Raw genomic sequence first — 22389 nt, 5'->3', positions numbered from 1 at the left:
CTGAGAGACGCGTGGACTGAGAGACAGGGGCGGCTGAGAGGCAGGGCGGCTGGGCGTGGGCTGAGAAGCGGGGAGGGTGCGGCGCGTGGGCTGAGAGGCCGCGCGGGTTGAGAGACCGAGCGGGCTGAGAGGCAGAGCCGGCTGACGAGCGACGCACTCGGCTCAGCGGTCGGCCTCGGCCGACGGGCCGTGCGACGGCTGGTCCGCGGGGTCCGCGAGGTGGCTCGCGACGTGTGACGCCTCGCTCGCTGGAGCCGTCTCGACGGGCGCGCCCGGTGCGCGGTGGGCCCCTGCCGGAGCCCCGGCCCGCTCCTCGGACCTCGCAGTCTCCTCGGACCGCGCGGTCTCCTCGGGCCTCGCCGTCTCCTCGGACCTCGCCGTCGGGCTCGTCTGCGTCCGGGAGTCGACCTCGCGGGCGAGCCTGCGGACCTGGAGGCCGAAGCCGATGAGCAGCACCCCGAGCATGAGCGCGTAGACGCCGAGCACCCAGATGATCGACACGAGCCCGGCCGAGGGGCGGGCGACGACGATCACGCCGAAGATCACCGAGACCAGGCCGGAGACCACGCCCCAGCCCCAGCCGCTCCGCACGACCTTGCGCAAGGACAGCGCGACGACCAGCTGGATCACACCGACGACGACAGCCCAGATCCCGACGGTCCAGACGATCGCGAGGGCCGTGATGGACGGCCACACGACGAGCACCACACCGAAGGCGAGGGTCAGGACCCCCTGGAGGATCCGCAGACCCGCTCCACCTGTCGAGCGGTGCCGGATGCCGTCGACGATCTCGAAGAGCCCGTCGACGATCGCGAAGACCGCGACGACCACGGCGAGCGACACGGCTGTCGAGATGGGCGCGACGAGGGCGACGACGCCGAAGATGACCGCCAAGACCCCTCGGATCACCGTCCAGTACCAGACCTGGCGGGCGACAGAAGCGAAGGTGGGGATGATCGTCTCGGACATGGTCAGCTCCTCGTTCTGAGGGACGAGCACCTGGCGACGGTGCCCTGCTGCTCATCGTGGAGCAGACGGGCCTCGCGCGCCAGTCCCCCGAGGGATGGCGTCTGCGCTGGTCGTGGGGAGACCGGGCCGCTCGCTGCGGCTCAGCGACCGCCGCGGCGCCGCTGGCGCTGCTTCTCGGCGTTGGACGCCGCCCAGCGGAACAGCACGAGCATGACGACGAACCACAGCACGAGGCGGACGACCGGGCTCGCCCCCGGGATGACGAAGCGCAGCCCGATGCTCACGAGCATCGAGAGCGCGAGCGAGATGCCGATCGACGTGCCGGGGCCGACCCGGGTCCCGTCGTCGGTCAGGCCGAAGTACGCCTTGAGGGTCTTCACGCGAGGAAGGCTACTCTGCTGAGACCACCGCCCGGTGCCGGGCGACGCGTTTGCAGAGACCACCGCCCGGTGCCGGGCGAAGAGCACGCCCCATGGTCATCTCATACCCTGCGGGGGTATCATGGTAGGCACGGTCCCCTGGGCACCTCAGCCACGGCGACCGTCATGTCGACGCACGAAGGAGCACCCATGGCCGGATACAGCGGCACCACCGAGGACTACCTCAAGCGACTGCGCCGCATCGAGGGCCAGGTCCGCGGCATCGCGCGGATGGTCGAGGAAGACACCTACTGCATCGACGTGCTGACACAGGTCTCCGCCGTGACCAAGGCCCTCCAGGCCGTGAGCCTCGGGCTCGTCGAAGACCACCTCGGCCACTGCGTCGTGCAGGCCGCACAGTCCTCCGACGAGGAAGGCCAGGCGAAGGTCCGCGAGGCCGCCGACGCGATCGCGCGGCTCGTCCGCAGCTGACAGAGGACCTCCCCGACCGCCAGCGGGACGATCCCCTCACCGCGACGGCCCACCCCACCTCCCGGGACCGCACCACAGCAGTCCCGACCCACGCCCAGACCGCCACCGAACAAGGAGCCACCATGCCGACCATCACCACCCTCGGAGTGCCGGGGATGACCTGCGCCCACTGCGTCTCGTCGGTCACCGAAGAGCTCGAAGGCGTCGACGGAGTCGAGCGCATCAGCGTCGAGCTGCGCAAGGACGCCGTCTCCGAGGTGACGATCTTGTCCCACGAGCCCCTCGACGAGAGCGCGCTGCGCGCGGCCGTCACCGAGGCCGGGTACGAGACCGCCTCGGTCGACGTCGAGGTGGACGGCCTCGCCGCCCAGAGCAAGGAGCAGCACCAGCAGCGCGAAGAGTTCTACGAGGGCGACCCGGCCTGACGCCGGCGTCCCACGTGGTCGCGTGACCACCCGCCCGGTCGTGCACGACGGGCGGCGTCGACGGGTCTGCTCCCCCTGCTGCTGGCGGGAGCAGACCCGTCGTGTCTGCCCGCAGACCTCGGGCCTCGTCGCGTGGAGCGAGACCACGGCCACCCGCTGATCACGGCCTGACCGGACCGTACCAGGCCTCGAGATGCGATCCGCGTCACAGTCGTCGACGATGGTGGGCGGGTGAAGACTCCGCCTGCTGGCCTGGCCGAGCGGATCTCCTCCTGACCACTGATCGCCAGGGGGAGCGCGCCCGCGCAGCCGGACGGCGACGACGCCTCCGGAGGACCGCACATGGCACCGAGTCACCAGCCCGCCCGACAGCCCGCTCCCCGCGCGCGCCGCCGCAGCCCCCGGCTCGTGGCCGTCCTGTCCGCGGCAGCCGTCGCGCTCTCGGGCGGGCTCGTCGCCGGCGGGGTGCTGGCACCGGCATCTGCCGTGACCACCACGGGATGGGCCGACTGGGCGCCGCTCGACGGAGGTCCCGGAAGCTGGTCGACCTCCGTCGCGCCGCTCGCCGGCGGGTTCCCCGGGTCCCAGATGAGCTCGGACTCCCGCGGCGGAGGTGTCGCGGTCATCTCGGGCGCGACGACCTGGCTGAGCGCCGGGACGCCGGTCGGGCAGCGCTACGGCAGCAGCCGCGACGAGCAGTACCTCAACCTCCGGCCCCGGGTCGACTCGTCGACGGGCGCCTCGACGACCACCTACACCTTCGACAGGCCGACCCCGGCGAGCGGCTGGACCTTCGTGCTCGGCGACATCGACGCCGACCAGGTCCAGGTCTCCGCGACAGGAGCCGACGGCCGGCTGCTGACCGCGACCGAGCTCGGGTACCAGGGCGGGTTCAACTACTGCGCCCCCGGCCTCGCGGGCAAGCCCTCGTGCACGGGCGTGGCGACCGACGTCCCCTCCTGGGATGCGACCACCCGCACGCTCACCGGCAACGCCGCCGCGATCGACACCTCGGGCTCGGCGGGATGGTTCGAGCCGTCGGCACCCGTCTCGACGCTGACGCTCACCTTCACCCGGCGCGCCGGGTTCCCCGTCTACCAGACGTGGTTCGCGGCACTCGCCCGAGACGTCAGCGGCGTCGTCAGCGACGTCACCCCTGGCGCCGAGGGCCCGCTCGAGGGCGCGACGCTGACCCTGCTCGGACCGGCGGGCGAGACGCTCGCGACGAGCTTCTCGGGCCCCGACGGCAGCTATTCCTTCGAGGGCTTCACGGCGACCCTCGGCTACCAGGTCGAGCTGGCCGCGCCCGACGGCAGCATCGCCACGAGCCCTGTCCGCCTCCCGGCCGACCTCTCCACGGCCGACGCGAGCGCCGTGGACTTCACGGTCCGCGACATCATCCCGGCCGCCGTCAGCGGGACAGTCCGAGACTCCGACGGGCTCGCTCTCGGAGGTGTCGCCGTGACGGTCGACGGCCCTGGAGGACCGCAGACCGTCGTCACGCGGTCGGACGGCAGCTATCTGGTCGACTCGGTGCCCGTCGGCGACCACGTCGTCACCGTCACCGCCCCCGACGGGTACACGGCGCTGACCCCGCCCCTGACCTTCACGGTCCCGCCCGACTCCCAGACCCCCGTGACCGACCAGGACTTCGTGCTGCAGGCCGCCCCGGAGGTCTCGCTCTCCGGAGCGGTGACGGCCTCCGGCACGGCCGTCCCCGGCGCCCTCGTGACCGCGACGGGCCCCGGCGGCGCGACGCTCCAGACCCTCACCGCCCTCGACGGCGGCTACAGCTTCGGCGACCTCGCCCCGGGTGCGTGGTCGGTGACCGTCGACCCGCCGGCGGGGCACGTCGTCCTCGGGGCCGGCACCCGCGAGGAGACCGTCGGGGGCACCGACGTGACCGACGTCGACTTCGCGCTCGCCGCCCTCGGCGCCGTCAGCGGACAGGTGACCGACGAGGCCGGGACACCGCTCGCCGGCGTCGACCTCCGGGTCGACGGACCCGAGGGCCCGGGGACGCTCACGACCGACGCGTCGGGCGCCTACGCCCTCGACGAGCTGGCACCGGGGACGTACACGGTCAGCGTGGTCCCGCCTGAGGGATACACGGCCGCCGGTCCGGAGAGCGTGACCGTGACCGTGACGGCCGCCGGCGAGGTCTACGCCGACCAGAGCTTCGTGCTCGCTGCGGTGCCGACCCCCGAGCCGACGACCACAGAGCCCACAGCACCTCCGACGGCCGGGCCGACGACCGAGCCGTCGGGCCAGCCGTCCGGCGGGCCGGGTGACCCTGGGACCGGGGCACCGACGACGGCGCCGGGCGCCGTGCCGCCCGGCGGCACCGGGACCGGCGGTGACGGCGGCAGGCTCCCGACGACAGGGTCTGACCCGGCGGCGCCGCTCGCCGTCGCGGCTCTCCTGCTCGTCGTGGGTGCCGGGACGCTGGCTGTCCGGCGGCGGGGGGCTGCGGGTCGCTGACCCTCGGCACGTGCTGAGGTCTCGAGGGGCGATCCTCTGTGGTCCCTCGCGTGACCCAGCACACCTGGACATAGTACCCCCTAGGGGTATGGTGGAGGGAGAGACGCACCCTGCACCACCGAGGAGCTGACATGTCCGGCCCGACGACCGACCACCCGACCCAGGACCACCGCGAGCCCGTCGCGGAGATCGACCTCGCCGTCAGCGGCATGACCTGCGCCTCGTGCGTGGCTCGCGTCGAGAAGCGGCTCAACAGGCTTCCCGGGGTCGTGGCGACGGTCAACCTGCCGCTCGAGTCCGCGCACGTCGTGCTCGACGAGGACGTCGACGAGGCAGAGCTCGTCGCGGCCGTCGCCAAGGCGGGCTACGACGCGCGCGTCACCGGGCGGCGTCGGCTGGGTGGTGACGCAGCACGAACCCCCGCACCAGACGCGCACCGCACAGCGCACACGTCCCACGCTCCTGATGCAGCGCACGCACCCGGCACGTCGCACTCGCCCCACGCAGCGCACGCACCCGAGGCCGCGCACGACCACTCCTCCGCGGAGATGGCGCTGTCGGGCCACTCGATGGCCGAGGGGCACGTGATGGTCGAGGGTGAAGACACCTCGGCACCGACCCCCGACCGTGGCGCAGACCTGCGGCGCAGGCTCGTCGTCTCGACGGTCCTGTCGGTCCCCGTCGTCCTGCTCTCCATGATCCCCGCGCTCCAGGTCGACGGGTGGCAGTGGGTCGTCGCCGTGCTCGCGCTGCCCGTCGTCACCTGGTCGGCCTGGCCCTTCCACAGGGCGGCCTTCCGCGCGGCACGGCACGGTGCGTCGACCATGGACACCCTCGTCTCGGTCGGCGTCGTCGCGGCGACGGCCTGGTCCCTCTGGGCGCTGCTCTTCGGCGGGGCCGGCGAGATCGGCATGCGCATGACGCCGACCCTCTTCCCGGCCGCCGACCACGCGGCCATGACAGGCCCCGAGCTGTACTTCGAGGTGGCCGCCGTCGTCACCACCTTCTTGCTCGCCGGCCGCTACGCCGAGCACAGGTCGCGGCGCCGCGCCGGCGACGCCCTGCGGTCCTTGCTCGCCCTCGGCGCCAAGGAGGTCGTGGTCCTCACGACAGACGACTCAGGTCGCCGCGTCGAGCAGCGCGTCCCTGTCGAGTCCCTGCGCACCGACGACCTCTTCGTCGTGCGACCGGGCGAGAAGGTCGCGACCGACGGGGTCGTCGTCGAGGGCACGAGCGCGATCGACGCGTCGCTGCTCACCGGCGAGCCCGTACCCGTCGACGTCGGCCCGGGCGACCCCGTCACCGGGGCGACGATCAGCACCTCCGGCCACCTCGTCGTCCGCGCGACGCGCGTGGGCGAGGAGACCACCCTCGCGCAGATCAGCCGGCTCGTCTCGGCCGCGCAGACCGGCAAGGCCCCCGTGCAGCGCCTCGCCGACAGGATCTCGGCGGTCTTCGTCCCTGTCGTCTTCGTCGTCGCCCTGGCGACCTTCGCAGCCTGGATGGTCTGGGGTGACTCCACCCAGGCGGCCTTCACAGCCGCTGTCGCGGTCCTCATCATCGCGTGCCCCTGCGCCCTCGGGCTGGCCACCCCTACGGCCCTGCTCGTCGGCACGGGGCGCGGCGCGCAGCTCGGGGTGCTCATCAAGGGCCCGGAGATCCTCGAGTCGACCCGCCGCGTCGACACGGTCGTCCTCGACAAGACCGGGACCGTCACCCAGGGACGCATGGTCGTCGAGCAGGTCGTCGGCGACGACAGCACGCTCCGCCTCGCCGGGGCTGTCGAGGCACTGAGCGAGCACCCGATCGCGCAGGCGATCGCCGCTGCGGCGCAGCAGGAGAAGGCCGGGCCGAGTCCGGACGCCGAGGCCGTCGGCGGTGACGGCCTCGTCGTCGGGTCCGAGCAGGTGCTCGACTTCGTGAGCGCCGCGGGCGGCGGGGTGTCGGGTGTCGTCAGGGTCGCGCACTCCGGGCTCGACCTGTCGCCGCGCGTGCTCGTCGGGCGGCTCTCGTGGCTGGCCGAGCAGGGCATGACGGTCGACGGCGACGACCAGCGTCCGCTGCGTGACGCCGTCGCGGCGGCCGAGAGCAGCGGGGCGACGGCTGTCGTCGCGGCGTGGGACGGAGCGGCCCGCGGGGTCGTCGTGCTCCGCGACCCGGTCAAGGAGTCCTCGGCCCAGGCCGTCGCGGAGCTCAAGGACCTCGGGCTCCGCCCGATCTTGCTGACCGGCGACAACCCCGGTGCGGCGCGCGTCGCCGCCGAGCAGGTGGGGATCGCCGCCGACGACGTCGTCGCGCAGGTGGTCCCGTCGGAGAAGGCCGAGGTCGTCGCCCGGCTGCGGGCCGAGGGCCGGGTCGTCGCGATGGTCGGCGACGGTGTCAACGACGCCGCCGCCCTCGCCGGGGCGGACCTCGGGCTCGCGATGGGCACCGGGACCGACGTCGCGATCGAGGCCAGCGACATCACCCTCGTCCGCGGCGACCTCCGCAGCGCCGCGACAGCGATCCGGCTGTCCCGCCAGACCCTGCGGATCATCCGGCAGAACCTGTTCTGGGCCTTCGCGTACAACGTCGCGGCGATCCCGCTCGCGGCCCTCGGGCTGCTCAACCCGATGATCGCCGGCGCCGCGATGGCCGCGAGCTCGGTGATCGTCGTCGGCAACTCCCTGCGGCTGCGCCGCGCCGGCTGAGCGGGGAGCCGGGACTTCGGGCGTGTGCGCTGACGTTCCTCAGCGGAAGCGGCGACCCTCGTCGCGGCGGTAGGCCCAGACCGTGAGGGCTGCGAAGAGCGCCGTCCACCCGAGGAGCACGGGCCAGGCGCCGGCGTAGACGTCGGATCCGGTGAGGGCGCCGACCAGCAGGTCGCGGCCTGCGCGGGTGGGGGTCGCCTGGGAGACGACGGACAACCAGTCGGGGAAGAACTGCGGTGGCATGAAGAGCCCGCCGGCGAAGGCCAGCGGGAACAGCACGAGCTGCACGACGGGCAGCGCCGCCTTGGCCGGCAGCGAGTAGCCGATCCCCATGCCGAGCAGGACGAAGGGCACCGAGACCACGAGCAGCACCACGACCCCGAGCGCGAGCTGGGCCCACGTGACCGTCGCCGCGGTGAAGAGCCACCCGATGAGCACGAGCGGGACGATCCCGAACAGCGAGAAGATGCCGCCGTTGAGCACCCGGGCGAGCATCCGCGGCGCGGGACCTGCCGGCATCGAGCGCAAGAACGGGTCGAAGGGCAGCGCGCGGTCCTCCGCGACACCCAGGCCGTAGGTGAACAGGCTCGCCGAGCAGATGGCGAAGAGCCCGAGCGACGCGACGGCCATGGTCGACGCCACAGGGTCGTCGGCCACGTAGGGCTGGGGCACCACGAAGAAGAACATCGAGAGCGCGGGGAACAGCAGGTTGCCGAAGACGGCCATCGGCACGCGCACGGTCTCGAGGAACTGGTACTTGAGGTGCAGCCGGGTGAGGTGCGCTGTCGACAGGGTTCGGGGCTGGGTGGTGGTCATCGCTGCTCTCCTCGGGCGGGTGCGGGTGCAGGTCTGACGGCAGGAGCGCCGGTGGGGCTGACTGCGGGGCTACCGGAGGGGCTGCCGGCCGGGGCGGCCACCATCTGCTCGAAGGCTTCTTCGAGGGTCGTCCCGCGCACCTCGAGGCCGTGGAAGTCGATCCCGCTCACGACGAGCTCGCGGACGAAGCCGTCGGCGTCGGGCGTGAACAGCTCGACCCTGTCGCCCGACACCTGCACGCGGGTGACCTGCGGGAAGCGCGCCTCGACGGCGCCTGGCGCCGCGAGACCAGCGCTGTGCAGCACGACGCGCCGCACCCCCACCTGCTCGAGGATCGCGTCCATGGTGTCGTCGGCCCGGACCACGCCCTGGTCGACGACGACCACGCGCTCGGCGAGGGCCTGGACCTCTTCGAGGTAGTGGCTCGTGAGCAGCACCGTCCCACCGCTCGCGTGGTAGTCGCGGATCGCCTGCCAGAGGACCTGGCGGGCGTTGACGTCGAGACCCGTCGTGGGTTCGTCGAGGAGGATCACCGACGGGCGTCCGACGAGGGCGAGGGCCACGGCGAGGCGACGCTTCTGCCCGCCGGACATGCCACCGGTCTGGCGACCTGCGAGCTCGCCCAGCCCAAACTGCTCGAGCAGCTCGGACGTCGGGACCGGGTCCGGGTAGTGCCCGCCGATGTAGTCGACGACCTCGCGGACCTTGAGGGTCGCGGGGAGGCCGGTCTCCTGGGGTGTGAGGCCGAGGGAGGTGCGGGCGGCCGCGTCACGCGGGTCGAGACCGCAGAGCCTGACGGTTCCTGAGTCGGGCTTGCGCTGGCCCGAGACGAGGGAGAGCAGGGTGGACTTCCCGGCGCCGTTCGGGCCGAGGATGCCCACGAGCTCGCCGGGGGCGATCTGCAGGGACACGTCGTCGAGGGCGACCACGGGGCCGAAGCGGCGGGTGACACCGGTGACCTCGATGATCGACGGCGCGGAGCGTGCTGGCTGGGTTGGCGCACCCGGCTGGGCTGGCTGGCGTGGGTGGACAGGCTGCCCCGACTGGCCGTGGGGTGCAGGCTGGGCTGGCTGGCTCATGGTGCGGTCCCTCTCAGGAGTGCGGTCAGAGACGCCGTGTAGGACTCGAAGGCGCGTCGGCCGAGCGGCGTGAGCTCGACGTAGCTGGCGGGCTTGCGGCCCTCGTGGGTCTTGAGGATCGTCACGTACTCCGCGTCCTCGAGCTTGCGCAGGTGGGTCGAGAGGTTCCCGGCGGTCATGTCGAGCAGGTCCTGCAGCCGCGGGAAGGAGATGCGGTCCCCCGGGCTGAGCGCCGCGAGGGTCGCGACCACGCGCAGGCGGGCCTGCGCGTGGATGACGGGGTCGAGGCCGGTCTCGCTCATGCGCCGACCGGTCGCCCGGCCACCGCGAAGCCAGCACCGGCAGAGGGGTCGCGACGGCGGCGCAGGTGCTCGAGCACCATCCCGACGAAGAACCCGCCGCCCCCGAGCACGGCCATGACGAGATAGGTCTGCGGCAGGCCTGCGAAGACCGCCACCGTGGCGACGAGGATGATCCACACGCCGATCGCGTACTGCTGGCGGTCCTGCCAGAACGCCCCGCCCGCCATGTAAAGCACGCCGACGAGCAGGCACGAGCAGGCGTTCGAGGCCACAGCCATGACCTCGGGCCCGGCACCGGCACGCGCGAGCCCGCCGAGCATGACGGACATGGCGACGAACCCGAGGCACCACGTCCATCCGTACATGGCCCCGAAGGACGCCGAGACTCCCTTGATCCCCGCGTTGGCCCGGGTGCTGTGGACGACGGTGAAGACCATCGCCGCGATGATCGCGAGGCCGAAGACCGCGAAGGCCCACCCCGCAGGCAGGGAGAAGCCCTCGGTGACCTGCGGCCGCCCGACGCGGCCCGTGGCCGTGAGGTAGAGCGCGAGGTACCCCAGGAGCCAGGCCGCGCCCCACGCTGCGAAGATCAGCCGGGAGTCGGGCTCCCTGGACCGCACCTTCGCGGTCTGCGCGGCGATGATCCGCAGGCTCTCGGCCGCGTCGAGCGGGGACTCTGCGGGAGCGCCCGAGGGTCGAGACGTGCCGTCGTCGGTCATGGTGACTCCGTCGATGAGGTTTGCGGTACAAAGTACTTTGCCAGTGTGGCACGGCGGGGTGCGGGCGGCAAGACCCGCGGGGCGGCGAGGTCGGGATCAGCAGACCAGGGCCGAGCGCACCGCCGACCGCCCGGCGTGGACGGACAGGCGTGGAGCAGGCTCGTCGCGCTCGGCAGATAGGCTGGCGCGATGCCAGGCCGACGACGCACCTCCCGCCCGCTCTTCGTGACGGTCGCCCTCGGCGCCCTCCTGCTCGTGGGCACTCCGAGCGCCCTGGCGGCCCCAGCACCCGTCGCCGAGAGAGGCGCTGTCAGCATCAGCCCGGTGGGTGTCGCGATCTCCAGCACCGCTCCGACCGCCTCGACCCTCGCCGCCGCACCGGCAGCCGCCCACATCGCAGCCCTCCCCGCCCACACCTCCCCCGAGCCGGGCATCTCTCCCACCGGCCCCACGACACCCGCCGCCGAGGACGACGACTCCGAGGGGATCCCGTGGACCGGGATCGTCGTCGGCGGTGGGCTCGGGCTGCTCGCGGGGATCGGGCTCATGGTCCTGTCGAAGCGTCGCGAGAACCGGGGCTGATCGAGCCACGCCCGGACCCTCGTACCGGCTGTGCCTGCGGGAGCTCCTCCCGGGAGCTACTCCCGGGACCTCCCGCAGGGCTCCTCGCCGGCACCCCGAGCCGCAGCCCAGGCTGCACGCGGCGCGCGGTGCTATAACCGGTCCATGACTGACCAGCCCGACCCGACCGAGCCGACCGGCGCCTCCGCGACAGCCCAGCTCGAACCGCTGACCCGGCACGAGCGCCGACGCATCGGCGTCGAGGTCTGGATCCTGCTCGGGCTGAGCCTCGGGCAGTCCGGGGTCTACGCGATCGTGCGGATCATCGCCCGCCTCACCGCCGACACGGCGCTGCGCGACCAGTCCGCGACCCTCAACGCCAGCCAGTCGGTCCGCCCCTACCTCGACCTCACCTTCCAGATCTTGTCGATCGGGTTCAACCTGGTCCCCGTCGCCCTCGCGCTGTTCTTGCTGTCCGCCCGCGGCCCGGGCACGCTGCGGCGCATCGGCCTCGACCTCACCGGCCCGCTGCGCGACGTGGGCTACGGCGTCGGGCTCGCCGCGGTCATCGGCATCCCGGGCCTCGGGCTCTACGTCGCCGGCAGGGCCCTGGGCATCACCGTCGAGGTGCAGGCCGCCGCCCTCGACTCGACGTGGTGGGCGGTCCCGGTCCTGGTGCTCGCAGCCCTGCAGAACGGCCTGCTCGAGGAGATCATCGTCGTGGCCTACCTCAGCGAACGCCTCGGGGACCTGCGCTGGGGCACCGTGAAGATCATCGTCACGAGCGCGCTGATCCGCGGCTCGTACCACCTGTACCAGGGCATCGGGCCGTTCTTCGGCAACGTCGTCATGGGGATCGTCTTCGCGTGGTTCTACCAGTCACGGTGGGGACGGCGTCGCGTGATGCCGCTCGTCGTGGCCCACACGATCCTCGACATCGTGGCCTTCGTCGGGTACGCGCTGCTGCCCGACGCGTGGCTCAGGGCCCTCGGCGTCAGCTGACCGCTACGGCGGCACCAGCCGCACGGCCCCGACCCGCCTCGAGGATGCCCGCGCACACGTCCTCGACAGCCTGGAGCCTGGCCGCCGGCGGCAGCAGCGGTGGGGCGTCGATGACGAAGATCGCCAGCGCGCCGAGGGTCCCGGTCACGCGCATGGCGCGGTCCGGGTCGGCGAGAGGGTTCTCGATGTCCACCCCGAAGAGCCCGTAGAGCGCCTCGATGGCAGGGCGCAGACCTGCGGCCACCTCGGTCCCGTGCAGGTTCGTCACCCCGGCGATCACGAGGCGGATCCACCCCGGGCGGTCCAGCGACAGCTCGGCGAGGGCACGCAGGCGCGCGCGGTCGTCGCCCGTCACCTCGGTCAGACCGACGGCCTCGCGGACGCACTGCTGGACGGCGGCGTCGAGCAGCCCCTGACGCGAGCCGAAGTGGTAGAGGATCGACGACTTGGCGAGGGAGGTCGCGTCCGCGACGGCCTGGACCGAGAGGTCCCGTGGCCCGAGCGACGCGAGGAGCCCCGCGGCGTTGTCGAGGATCGCCTCGGTCGTCTCCGTCGTCGTCCTGCGTGGCATCGACTCATTTTACGGGCGGACGGAGAACTCGCACGGGGAGCAGCGGCGCTCACCCAGGACCTTCCGGGACATCCGCAGCCGTTCCACGCCTGGCGCCCACCGGCGGGCGCGCACGGTGGTGCAGATCACTGCCATGGGTCACCACGCCGTCCGCGGGGCGCCTCATAGACTGACCATTCTGGTCGATCAAGAGCCAGACTGACCAGACTGGTCGACCACGCTGCAGGGGCGAGCGGTGCGCCTGAGCACGGTCGCCGCACGACACCGGAGACCACCATGCGCGCCGAGCCCTCCGACACCGGGGCCCAGACACCGTCCACGCACTCCCGCACTATCCCCGAGGCTGATGCGTCGCGCGCCGGGGACAGCAAGACCGCCCCGGCCAGCCCCACCCCACAGGCTGCCCCTCGGATGCGCGCTCCGCGCCCGGGAGACGACGCGCGTCCCGGGCGCCCGTTCGTCACCTGGGTCGTCGACCGCGGCACGCCCGCCCCTGACCTCGACGCCCTCCGCTCGGCCGCCGACACCCTCGTCGTGAGCACCTGGGCGGTCCTCGCGCACGACGTGTCGCTCGCCGTCCTCGATCCCGACGGGACGCCGTCTGCACGGCAGCCGCTCCGTGTCGTGCTGGGAACACGCGACCTCGACCCGGGTCTGCCGGTCTTCGACGCACCTGGCCGGACCCTGCACTTCGCGACGCGCGACCCGCACCTCGCGCTGCGGGCGATCGACGACCTCGGCGGTCGGCACGTGCTGCTCGACGGCGGCCCCGCTCTCGCGTCCGAGTTCCTCAGGGCCGGGCTGGTCGACGAGGTCGTCACCCACGTGAGCCCCGAGCTCTCGGTCGGCGGGATCGTGGGGGCCATGGACCTCGGCGTCGGGAACCTGCCCGAGACCTTCGTCCTGCGTGACGTCAGGGTCCTGGGTGACGGCGCGGGCCAGGCCTTGCTGCGGGTCACGCTCGGGCGAGACGCTGGGCTGGTGCCCGACGCAGGCTGACGCCGCGCAGGTTGCGGGGTGACGCCGGGCCAGGCGCGGGGCGGCGCCACGTCAGACGCGGGGCGGCGCCTCGTCAGACGCGTGGCGGCGCCTCGTCAGAGCCGGGCGGTGCCTCGTGAGACGCCGGGCCACGCCTCGTCAGACGCGGGGCGGTGCCTCGGCCTCGGGGCTGTCGCTACCGGTCGCGGAGGTCCCGGGGGTCGAGGTCGTCCGAGGCTGGTCGTCCTCGGTCGCGGCGACGTCGAAGACCTCGTCGTCGGCGGCAGCGGGTGCGGGTGCGGGTGTGGTCGGCGCCTGCGCCTGCGCGCCGCCGTCCCGGTCCGTCCGTGCCGGGATGCGGCCCGAGCCCTGGTCGTCGAGGACGACGGGGTGCGGGGCCTCGACGATCCCGGGGCTGTCGGGGAAGCCCGCCGCGGCGCGCTCGTCGTCGAGCCGACGGTCGTGGGCCTCGGCCGAGGACTCACCGGTGCGGACGGCGCCACCCGTCCCTCCCGTGCTGACAGCCCCGGAAGCCCCAGCACCGTGCTGCTCCTCCGAGCCGTCGGGCAGGTGGATGACCTTGCGGTCGCGCGCTGCACGGTCGCCATCGCGCCCGTGCTCCTTGGCCGCCTGCTTCTCGGCCTTCTTCTCGGCTGAGGCCGCGGCCTTCGCCTCGGCACGCTCTTCGGCGGCCTCACGGGCGGCCACCTGGCGGGCCGCCATCGCGTCGACCACGAGGCTGCGGCCTGTGAGCGCACGGTCGATCTCCTGCGCCACGGACCGGATCGCGAAGACGGACACGATGTGCACGGCTCCGCTGACGAAGGCGTAGATGCCGAACACCACGGTCACGAGCTCGAGGGCAGCCGAGGCGTCCTGCGAGCGCGTGACGAGCAAGAAGCCGAAGAGCGTCGACAGCAGACCGATGGTCAGCAACCACGGCCAGCCGAGGTCACGGTTGCGGACCAGGGCGACAGCACCGGCGATCGCCGCGACACCCAGCACGAGGGTCCAGACCACGAGCAGGTAGAACAGCACGAGCGCCGTGGCCGAGGGCCACACGAGGACCAGCACGGCGAAGACGACGTCGACGGCGCCCTGGACCAACCACCAGCGCCAGCCGATCTGGTCACGGTTGACGAGCCCCTGGACGGCCGCGACCACACCGTCGAGCAGCAGGAACACGCCGAAGAGCATGATGAGGCGGTCGAGGGTGCCGAGAGGCTGCACCATGAGCAGCAGACCGAGGAGCACGAGCAGCAGCCCACGGATCAGCGGCATGATCCACAGCCCGCGTGCCTTGCGCAGCTCGATGCCCTGCGTCCCGCCGTCCGCGCCAGCACCCCCCGGGGTGCTCTTGGTCGCTGTGGTCCGTGCCATGGTGCACCTCGTGAGCTCGTGTGGGTCGACGCCGGGGAGCCGGATCGTCTGCGCGCCACCAGCGGCGCGACGTCTGGCGTCATCGTAGGTCCGCGAGACCCACCACGCTCAAGCAAGGGCACCCGCGACGACTCCCGCACGCAGCGTCGGCAGCAGCAGCACCGAGGGCGGGGCGACGGGCTACCCGGCAGGAGGGACGTGGCACCCGGCGGGACGGTCTGGCCACCTGGCGGGACGCCCTGGGCACCTAGCCGGCCGTGCGTGCGCAACGCCACCACTCTCAGCGGGTGTCCTTCGCGGTGCGGCGCAGGCGCACAGCCCTAGACTCGCAGTCATGCCACCCGAGTCACAGCGCCCACCGACGGTGCACGAGGTCGGCTCCTTCTCTACCGAGCCCGGCGCCACCCCGACGCCCCCCGGGACGTCTGGGAGCGACACCGACGACGCCTACGCGTCGGTCCTCGTCGTCGACACCCCGCTCGCCCGCGTGCGCCAGCCGCGCGACCTCGTGGGCGTGGCGCTCGCCGCCGTCGGCGCGGTCCTCGTGCTGGTCCTCGCGGTCTACGCGCACGCGACGACCGAGGGCGTCCAGGCCGACGTCCAGAACTTCGGCTCTGTGCTCGCCCGGGTGCTCTTCGTGCCCGTCGCGCTGCTCGAGGCGCTCATCATGCTCGGGGTGCCCGTCGCGGTCCTCACCGAGATCGCGATCCGCAAGCAAGGACGCCAGGTCGTCGAGTGCATCGCCGCGCTCGTCACCGGCCTCATGCTCGCCGGGATCGCGACCTGGGCTATCACGACCTGGGGCTCGGACGACCTGCAGATCGGCATGTCAGTGCCGATCCGCGGTGTGTACACGCTCACCATCCCCGGTTTTGTCGCGGGTGTCGGCGGTCTGCTCACGGCGTCGGGCCCCCGGACCCGCCGCCGCACGGTGCGTCTGTCGTGGAACCTGCTGTGGGTCTCGCTGACCGTCGTGCTCGTCACCGGCCAGGTGTCCCTCTCCGGCGTGCTCTTCGCACTCCTGCTCGGACGGCTCTCCGGCATGCTCGTCCGCTACGTGTCCGGGGTCCGCAGCGAGCGCGCCTACGGCACCGACCTGCTCGACGGGGTCCGTCGCGCAGGCTTCGAGCCGACAGCCCTCGTGCGGGTCCGTGACGTGGCCGACGACGACGAGAGCCTCGACCCCGTCGAGCGAGCCTCGGCCGCCGAGATCGCGGCCCGCGCCGCGGCCGAGGGCACCGAGCTCGACCCGGCACCATCATCCGTGGCGATCGCCCGGTACTCCGACAACCGCGTCTACGCCCTGAGCCAGGCCGACGGCCCGCGCCTCGACGTCGTCGTGCTCGACGGCGACCGTCAGGTGATCGGCGTCCTCACCCGCCTCTGGCGCTCGCTGCGGCTGCGCGGTATCGACGGCCGGTCGGCCATCTCGCTGCGCGCCGTCGCCGAGCGCGCGGCGCTGCTCGCCTACGCGGCCCAGGCCGCCGGGGTCCGCTCCCCGCGCCTGCTCGGGCTGGCCGAGGCCGACGACTCGATGCTGCTCATCCAGGAGCACCCGGTCGGCACGATGCCGCTGCGCGACGTCCCGACCGAGAAGCTCACCGACCCCGTCCTGCGCGAGGCCTGGCGCCAGCTCGAGATCGCGCACGCCGCCGGGCTCGCGCACCGCCAGGTCACCGCTGACGTCCTGCTGCTCGGCACGACCGACGACGGCGACCCCGAGGTCTGGTTGACCGGGTGGGAGGCCGGCGACGTCGCGTCCTCGACCCTCGCGCGGCGCATGGACCTCACCCAGCTCATCGCCCTGCTCGCCCTGCGGGTCGGCGCCGAGCGCGCGATGGCCTCGGCCGCCGAGGTGCTCTCGGAGTCCGACATCGAGGCCCTCGGTCCGCTGCTGCAGGTCGTCGCGCTGCCCACGAGCACGCGCGAAGACCTCCGCAAGCACAAAGAGGTCATCACCGAGCTGCGCCAGGCCTTCGTCGACAGGCTGCCCGAGGCCGACGTCGAGCCCGTGAGCCTCGTCCGCTTCGGGGCGCGGACCATCATCACGCTCGTGCTCACCGTCGTCGCGGTGTTCGTGGTGCTGACGACCATCAACTTCGAGGAGATCAAAGAGGCGCTGCTCGACGCCCAGCCGTGGTGGGCCCTCGTGGCCTTCGCCCTCGGCGTGGTCACCTGGGTCGGCAGCGCCGGGACCTTCGTCGCCTTCTCGCCCGTCAAGCTCTCGGTGTTCCGGGCGACTGCGGTGCAGGCCGCGGCGTCCTTCGTGGCGCTCGCCGCCCCGGCCGGGCTCGGGCCCGCAGCCCTCAATCTGCGCATGCTCACCAAGCGCGGCGTCTCGACGTCCCTCGCGCTCGCGACAGTCGCGCTCGTGCAGGTCTCGCAGTTCGTCGTCACCGTGCTGCTGCTCGTCGGGCTCTCCGTCGCGACGGGGGACGGCGGCGTGCTCCGCAGCCTCCCGTCGACCACGATGCTCGCGGCCGTCGCGATCGCCGCGGCCGTCGTCGCGGCTGCCTTCCTCGTCCCGTGGGTGCGGCGCTGGATCGTCGCGAAGCTCGAGCCGATGTACCGCCAGGTGTGGCCCCGCCTGTCGGAGATGCTCGGGCAGCCGTGGCGCATCGCCGCAGGGTTCGCCGGGAACATCGTCATGACCATGGGCTACGTGCTGGCCTTCGACGCGGCGCTCGCCGCCTTCGGGCAGGACGTCGCGCTCGTCGACGTCGCTGTCGTCTACCTCGTCGGCAACACCGCCGGAGCGCTCGTGCCGACCCCGGGTGGGCTCGGCGCGATCGAGTTCGCGCTCATCACCGGCCTCACCGCGACCGCGGGGGTCCCGGCGTCCATCGCGACCCCGGCCGTCGCGCTGTTCCGCGTGGTCACGTACTGGGCGCGCATCCCCATCGGCTGGGTCGCGATGCGGTTCCTGCAGCGCAAGGGCGATCTGTAGGGGCGGGTCGACCGGGGCGTAGTGCGGAGGGTCTCAGGGCTGCCAGGACCAGGCCCCGGACGCGGGTGAGAGTCTGCGCGGAGTGCTGTGTGTTAGCCGTCGCCGTTGGTCCGAGCGGCACGGAGGGCTGCCCGTGTCGCGGGCGACGGAGAGGGATCGTCCGCTGGGACAGCCGAGACGCGTCTGCTCTCCAGCACCTTCTCGCCGGCCCTGCCGTCAAGGGCGCTCCTGCCGACCGGACCGTCACTGGACCAGTCGTCGTGGGGTCCTGCATCGTCCGGCCCCTCCCCTGCGGGTGTCGTGCCCGGGAGCGGGCCGAGGGAGGCGTGGCTGCCGACTGCGAGAGCCGCGATGGCTGTCGTGATGGGGATCGCGAGGACGAGGCCGATCGAGCCGACGAGGGTGCGGACCACCTCGTGGGCGATCTCGCCCGAGGTCAGCGTCTCGCCCAGGCTCATGTCGATGAGGGAGACCATGAGCAGCATCGGCAGGGCCGCGCCGAGGTAGGCGAAGGCGATCGTATAGACGGTCGAGGCGATGTGGTCGCGGCCGATCCGCATGCCCCGCACGAAGAGCTCGCGGCGGTTCATGGTGGGGCTCGCAGCCCGCAGCTCCCACACGGACGAGGCCTGCGTGATGGTCACGTCGTTGAGCACGCCGAGCCCTGCCAGGACGATCCCGCAGACCGCGATCCCCCGGATGTCGACGTCTGGGGCGTAGGCGGGCAGCGCGAGGGCGTACTCGTCGGAGAGGCCGAAGATGTTCGCGGCGTCGACCGCCCACCCCGCGAGGGCAGCGGTGATGACGAGCCCGATCATCGTGCCGAGCATCGCCGCGGACGTGCGAGCCGTGAAGCCGTGGGCGAGGTAGAGCACGATGAACATCACGACGGAGGCCGTCACGAGGGCCACGCCGATCGGGTTGGTCCCCACGAGCAGGGCCGGGAGCGTGAAGAAGACCACCACGCCGAAGGAGATGAGCAGACCGGCGATCGACGCGAGCCCGCGCCAGCCCGCGACGGCGATCACCACGACGAGGTAGGCGGCGGCGAGCAGCCCGATCGGCAGGTCGCGCGTGTAGTCCATGAACACGTACTCGCTGCCCGAGGCCGCAGCCTGCGGGATGTGCAGGATCTTCAGGGTGGAGCCGACGTCGACACCGAGGGCGAGGTAGTCCGGCGGGAACATCACCTGCACCTGCTCGCCGGTGCCGTCGAGCGTCACGGGGACGAGGTTGCCCTCGGACTCCCCCGTCACGACGCCGTAGAGCTTGCCGGCAGTGTCGGCCGTCGTGTCGATCGTCCCGCGCTCGGGGGCACCGTGCGGCCAGAGCAGCACCATGCCGACCACGGTGAGCAGCAGCGCGGGGATCAAGAACGACGCGAGGATCACCCGGACGCGCCGCGAGGAACGCGGCGCGGGACCGTGCCCGTGCGCGTGGACGTGAAGGTCTGGGGTGCGGTCGGCTGCGGCGTGGGTGCCGCCGTCGGTGTTCTTCGACGTCCGCGCGAGGTCGCGTCCGCTGCGGCGGCTCCGGGTGCCGCGCGGCCCTGGGCGCTCAGGCCGAGCCCGGTGCGTCCGGGAATCATTCTCAGGTTGACTCACGGGTCGATCTTGTCAGATGCGAGCCCGGAGCCGAAGACCGCCACGGCAGTCCGCACAGGACCAGCACACGGGGAACGGGCGCAGAGGCTCAGAGAGCCCAGGTCTGAGGAGCCGCCGGGACGCTCGGCCGAGCGGCTCAGGCCGACTGCCCACCGCGGAACCCGGCCTCGAGCTGTTCGAGGGTCCGTCCCTTGGTCTCGGGCACGAAGCGCAGGGCGGGGACGATCATCGCGAGGTTGACGCAGGCGAAGAGCGCGAAGGTCCACGTCCCACCGATCGCCGAGAGCAGGACGGGGAAGGCCAGCGTCACACCGAAGTTGATGGTCCAGTTGGCGAAGGCCGCGAGCCCCAGGCCGATGCCCCGCAGCTTCATCGGGAAGATCTCGGACAGCATGAGCCACGTGACAGGTGAGATCGACCCCTGCTGGAAGCACAAGAAGGTCAGCATGAAGAAGAGCACCACGTAGCTCGCACCCGGCACGTTGCCGACGAGCGCACCGTCGACCTCGTGGAAGAACATGGCGAAGGACAGCCCGACGAGGGCGAGCGAGGCGGTGATGCCCGCCTGCCCCACGAGCAGCATCCGCCGCCGTCGCGCGCGCCCGAGCAAGATCATGCCGACGATCGTCGCCAGGACCGACACCACGCCGTTCGCGATGGTCGCCGTGAGGGCCGCGCTGTCGCCCAGACCCGTGGTCCGCAAGATGGTCGGGGCGTAGTACATGATCGTGTTGACGCCGGTGATCTGCTGGATCACCGCGAGCAGCATGCCGAGCAGCACGAGCCTGCGCACCCACGGCACGGCGAGGTCGCGCAGGGACCCGGCGCTCGTGTCGGCCGTCGCGGTCTGGCGGATCTGCTCCATCTCCGCGTCGACGTCGCCGGCGGCACGGACCCGCCGCAGCACGTCGAGGGCCTCGCCGAAGCGCCCCTTCGAGGCGTACCAGCGCGGGCTCTCGGGGACCAGCAGCATCCCGACCCACAGCGCGACGGCCGGGACCGTGGCGATCGCGAGCATCCAGCGCCACGTGCCGTGCCCGCCCCACACGGCGTCGATCCCGGCGTTCGACACGTAGGCGAGCAGCTGCCCGGTGACGATCATCAGGTCGTTCTGCGTCACGAGACGCCCGCGGCGTCTGGCGGGCGACATCTCCGCGATGTAGACCGGGACCGTCGACGACGCCCCGCCGACCGCGAGACCGAGGACCACGCGGAACACGACCATCGTCGAGACGTCGGGGGCGAGGGCCGTCCCGAGCGACCCGATCGCGAAGACGACCGCGAGGCCGAGCAGGGTCCGGCGGCGTCCGTAGGCGTCGGCCAGGCGGCCGCCCAGCAGGGCCCCGAGCGCAGCGCCGACGAGCAGCGAGCTCGTCACCAGGCCCTCGGTGAAGGGCGTGAGGCCGAGGTCGTCGGACATGAAGAGCAGCGCACCCGAGATCACGCCGGTGTCGTAGCCGAAGAGCAGCCCGCCGAGGGTCGCGATCGTCGCGACGACTGTCAGGTACTTCTCGGGAGGGCGCTTCTGGGACGAGGCAGGGCGGGGCGACGGGGTCTGGGACGACGGCGTGCGGCCCGACGACGGTGCGGTCATCGCTGGTCCTCGGCGAGAGTGCTCGGCACGGAGACGGAGGTGGAGACGGCGGCTGGTGACGCGGTGGCGGGTGACGCGACGGCGGGTCCGGCGGTGGCTGGTGACGCGGCGGCTGGTGACGCGGCGGTACCGGGTGCGGCTGGCTGCGGAGGGGCGCCCACGACGAGGCGCGCGGGTGGGGCCGCGGCCGCCTGCGCAGGCGGCCAGAGGTCACCAGGGGTGATCGACCCCAGCACCCGGGCTCCGCGCGCACCTGTGCAGGACGCGACCGAGGCCGGCACTCCGTGCACGGTGAGGAAGCCGAGGACGGCGAAGGCCAGGGCCTCTTTGGCCTGGGACGGGATCCCGAGGTCGTCGGAGGTGAGCACCTCGACCCCCGGCAGGTGTGCGGCGAGACGGGCCATGAGGACGGGGTTGCGCGTGCCGCCTCCCGAGGCGACGACGCTCGTGGCACCGTGCGCGAGGACCGCGTCGGCCACGGTCCGGGCTGTGAGCTCGGTGAGGGTCGCGACAAGGTCCGCGCCCGGAGACGGCTGGGCAGCGCTCGAGACGGAGGCGCCGTCTGCGGCAGCCCCACCGGCTCCGTGCTCGGCGGCGGCCGTGGCAGTCGTGGCAGCCGCGGCGGCGAAGATCTCGTCCAGGTAGCCGGGGTGGAACAGCTCCTTGCCCGTGGTCTTGGGGGCTGGGCGCGCGTAGTACGGCTCGTCGAGCAGACGCTCGAGCAGGTCCTCGTCGACGGTCCCTGCGGCGGCGAGGGCGCCGTCGCGGTCGAAGGCCTCGGTTCCGCCGGTGAGCCGCACGACGGCGGCGTCCACGAGGGCGTTGGCCGGTCCGGTGTCGAAGGCGACGGGGTCGCGCCCCGCAGCGACGACCGTGACGTTCGCGATGCCGCCGAGATTGAGGGCGGCCGTGACCCCGGGCCTGTCGTGCAGCCAGAGCACGTCGAAGGCGCTCACGAGCGGGGCTCCCTGACCACCGGCGGCGACGTCGCGCGCCCGCAGGTCGGAGACGACGGTGGTGCCCGTGCGCTCGGCGACCCACGCGGGCTGACCGACCTGGAGGGTCCCGGCCACGGCTCCGCCCTCGACCCAGTGGAAGAGCGTCTGGCCGTGCGAGACGACGAGGTTCGCGCTGCCGCCGCAGAGCTCGTCGACCGCGCGCGCGGCGACGTCGGCGAAGGCCTGGCCGATCTGCGTGTCGAGGCGGCAGAGCGCCTCGACGGTCGTCGGCGACGGCGGCAGGGCAGCCACGAGGTCGGCCCGCAGCGCGGGCGGGTAGGCGACCTCGACGGTGCCGAGCGGCTCGAGGTGCACGGTGGCGTCGGCCATCGTCACCCTCGCGGCTGCGGCGTCGATCGAGTCGTGCGAGGTTCCGGACATCAGACCGACGACGATCACAGGGTGCTGCCTCTCGAGGACGT

General features: G+C 72.8%; 19 protein-coding genes. 8 read left to right on the top strand and 11 right to left on the bottom strand.

Annotated features, from left to right (window positions below):
• Positions 1-162: 162 nt before the first annotated feature.
• Complete coding sequence (locus ASG53_RS00520; RefSeq protein WP_056130387.1) at positions 163-969, bottom strand: HdeD family acid-resistance protein; 807 nt, start codon at positions 967-969, stop codon at positions 163-165.
• Between the two features lie 140 nt (positions 970-1109).
• A complete protein-coding gene (locus tag ASG53_RS00515) occupies positions 1110-1349 on the bottom strand; it encodes a hypothetical protein (RefSeq protein WP_056127071.1) in 240 nt (79 codons plus the stop codon).
• A 189-nt stretch (positions 1350-1538) separates the two neighbouring features.
• On the opposite strand from ASG53_RS00515, the gene ASG53_RS00510 reads away from it, so the two are divergent.
• The 4 genes from ASG53_RS00510 (at position 1539) to ASG53_RS00495 (ending at position 7416) form a co-directional block, all read left to right on the top strand.
• A complete protein-coding gene (locus ASG53_RS00510; protein WP_056127069.1) occupies positions 1539-1820 on the top strand; it encodes a metal-sensitive transcriptional regulator in 282 nt (93 codons plus the stop codon).
• Positions 1821-1942: 122 nt separating this feature from the next.
• The gene (locus tag ASG53_RS00505) at positions 1943-2245 is read left to right on the top strand and encodes a heavy-metal-associated domain-containing protein (protein WP_056127068.1); all 303 of its coding nucleotides are present in this window, start codon (positions 1943-1945) and stop codon (positions 2243-2245) included.
• A gap of 342 nt (positions 2246-2587) precedes the next feature.
• On the top strand, positions 2588-4726 hold the full coding sequence (locus ASG53_RS00500; protein ID WP_056127065.1) for an MSCRAMM family protein: 2139 nt from the start codon (positions 2588-2590) through the stop codon (positions 4724-4726).
• Positions 4727-4857: 131 nt separating this feature from the next.
• Positions 4858-7416 carry a heavy metal translocating P-type ATPase gene (locus tag ASG53_RS00495; protein ID WP_056127063.1) on the top strand — a complete coding sequence of 853 codons (2559 nt, stop codon included), beginning with the start codon at positions 4858-4860 and terminating at the stop codon, positions 7414-7416.
• A 39-nt stretch (positions 7417-7455) separates the two neighbouring features.
• Here ASG53_RS00495 and ASG53_RS00490 read toward each other — a convergent pair whose 3' ends face one another.
• Genes ASG53_RS00490 through ASG53_RS00475 form a run of 4 tightly spaced genes read right to left on the bottom strand, consistent with a single transcriptional unit; the run spans position 7456 to position 10332 of the window.
• The gene (locus ASG53_RS00490) at positions 7456-8232 is read right to left on the bottom strand and encodes an ABC transporter permease (RefSeq protein WP_056127061.1); all 777 of its coding nucleotides are present in this window, start codon (positions 8230-8232) and stop codon (positions 7456-7458) included.
• Positions 8229-9311, bottom strand: coding sequence for an ABC transporter ATP-binding protein (locus ASG53_RS00485; protein WP_235533775.1), 1083 nt, complete (start codon positions 9309-9311; stop codon positions 8229-8231). Before ASG53_RS00485 ends, ASG53_RS00490 begins: the two co-directional genes overlap by 4 nt.
• Positions 9308-9613, bottom strand: a complete 306-nt coding sequence (locus ASG53_RS00480) for a transcriptional regulator (RefSeq protein WP_056127059.1) — start codon at positions 9611-9613, stop codon at positions 9308-9310. Before ASG53_RS00480 ends, ASG53_RS00485 begins: the two co-directional genes overlap by 4 nt.
• Positions 9610-10332: a hypothetical protein gene (locus tag ASG53_RS00475; protein WP_056127056.1), complete on the bottom strand. Its 723-nt coding sequence runs from the start codon at positions 10330-10332 to the stop codon at positions 9610-9612. Before ASG53_RS00475 ends, ASG53_RS00480 begins: the two co-directional genes overlap by 4 nt.
• Positions 10333-10521: 189 nt before the next feature.
• Between ASG53_RS00475 and ASG53_RS00470 the strand changes: the two genes are divergently transcribed.
• Both ASG53_RS00470 and ASG53_RS00465 read left to right on the top strand, forming a co-directional pair.
• Positions 10522-10914: a hypothetical protein gene (locus ASG53_RS00470; protein WP_056127054.1), complete on the top strand. Its 393-nt coding sequence runs from the start codon at positions 10522-10524 to the stop codon at positions 10912-10914.
• Between the two features lie 144 nt (positions 10915-11058).
• Positions 11059-11895, top strand: coding sequence for a CPBP family intramembrane glutamic endopeptidase (locus ASG53_RS00465; protein ID WP_082543678.1), 837 nt, complete (start codon positions 11059-11061; stop codon positions 11893-11895).
• On the opposite strand, the gene ASG53_RS00460 is transcribed toward ASG53_RS00465, so the two are convergent.
• A complete protein-coding gene (locus tag ASG53_RS00460; protein WP_056127052.1) occupies positions 11888-12466 on the bottom strand; it encodes a TetR/AcrR family transcriptional regulator in 579 nt (192 codons plus the stop codon). The two genes, ASG53_RS00465 and ASG53_RS00460, sit on opposite strands and share 8 nt — an antisense overlap.
• Before the next feature lie 276 nt (positions 12467-12742).
• On the opposite strand from ASG53_RS00460, the gene ASG53_RS00455 reads away from it, so the two are divergent.
• A complete protein-coding gene (locus ASG53_RS00455; protein WP_056127050.1) occupies positions 12743-13465 on the top strand; it encodes a RibD family protein in 723 nt (240 codons plus the stop codon).
• Between the two features lie 138 nt (positions 13466-13603).
• Here the strand turns inward: ASG53_RS00455 and ASG53_RS00450 are convergent, their stop codons facing one another.
• Entirely contained in the window at positions 13604-14824 is a 1221-nt protein-coding gene (locus tag ASG53_RS00450) for an HdeD family acid-resistance protein (RefSeq protein ID WP_056127048.1), read from the bottom strand.
• A 334-nt stretch (positions 14825-15158) separates the two neighbouring features.
• Here ASG53_RS00450 and ASG53_RS00445 point away from each other — a divergent pair, with 334 nt between their 5' ends.
• Positions 15159-17771 (top strand): lysylphosphatidylglycerol synthase transmembrane domain-containing protein, encoded by a 2613-nt coding sequence (locus tag ASG53_RS00445; RefSeq protein WP_056127046.1) that lies wholly within the window; start codon positions 15159-15161, stop codon positions 17769-17771.
• 92 nt (positions 17772-17863) lie between these two features.
• Here the strand turns inward: ASG53_RS00445 and ASG53_RS00440 are convergent, their stop codons facing one another.
• The 3 genes from ASG53_RS00440 to ASG53_RS00430 all read right to left on the bottom strand — a co-directional run bounded on the left by ASG53_RS00440 (position 17864) and on the right by ASG53_RS00430 (position 22348).
• Positions 17864-19375 carry a YibE/F family protein gene (locus tag ASG53_RS00440; RefSeq protein WP_235533773.1) on the bottom strand — a complete coding sequence of 504 codons (1512 nt, stop codon included), beginning with the start codon at positions 19373-19375 and terminating at the stop codon, positions 17864-17866.
• Positions 19376-19511: 136 nt separating this feature from the next.
• Positions 19512-20969, bottom strand: coding sequence for a sugar porter family MFS transporter (locus tag ASG53_RS00435; protein WP_056127044.1), 1458 nt, complete (start codon positions 20967-20969; stop codon positions 19512-19514).
• Complete coding sequence (locus tag ASG53_RS00430) at positions 20966-22348, bottom strand: anhydro-N-acetylmuramic acid kinase (protein ID WP_200945436.1); 1383 nt, start codon at positions 22346-22348, stop codon at positions 20966-20968. The genes ASG53_RS00435 and ASG53_RS00430 overlap by 4 nt, the downstream gene beginning before the upstream one ends.
• Positions 22349-22389: the final 41 nt, after the last annotated feature.

Origin of the sequence: Sanguibacter sp. Leaf3 (assembly GCF_001425965.1) — a bacterium.
Classification (GTDB): domain Bacteria; phylum Actinomycetota; class Actinomycetes; order Actinomycetales; family Cellulomonadaceae; genus Sanguibacter; species Sanguibacter inulinus.
This window is presented reverse-complemented; position numbering and strand designations above follow the sequence as displayed.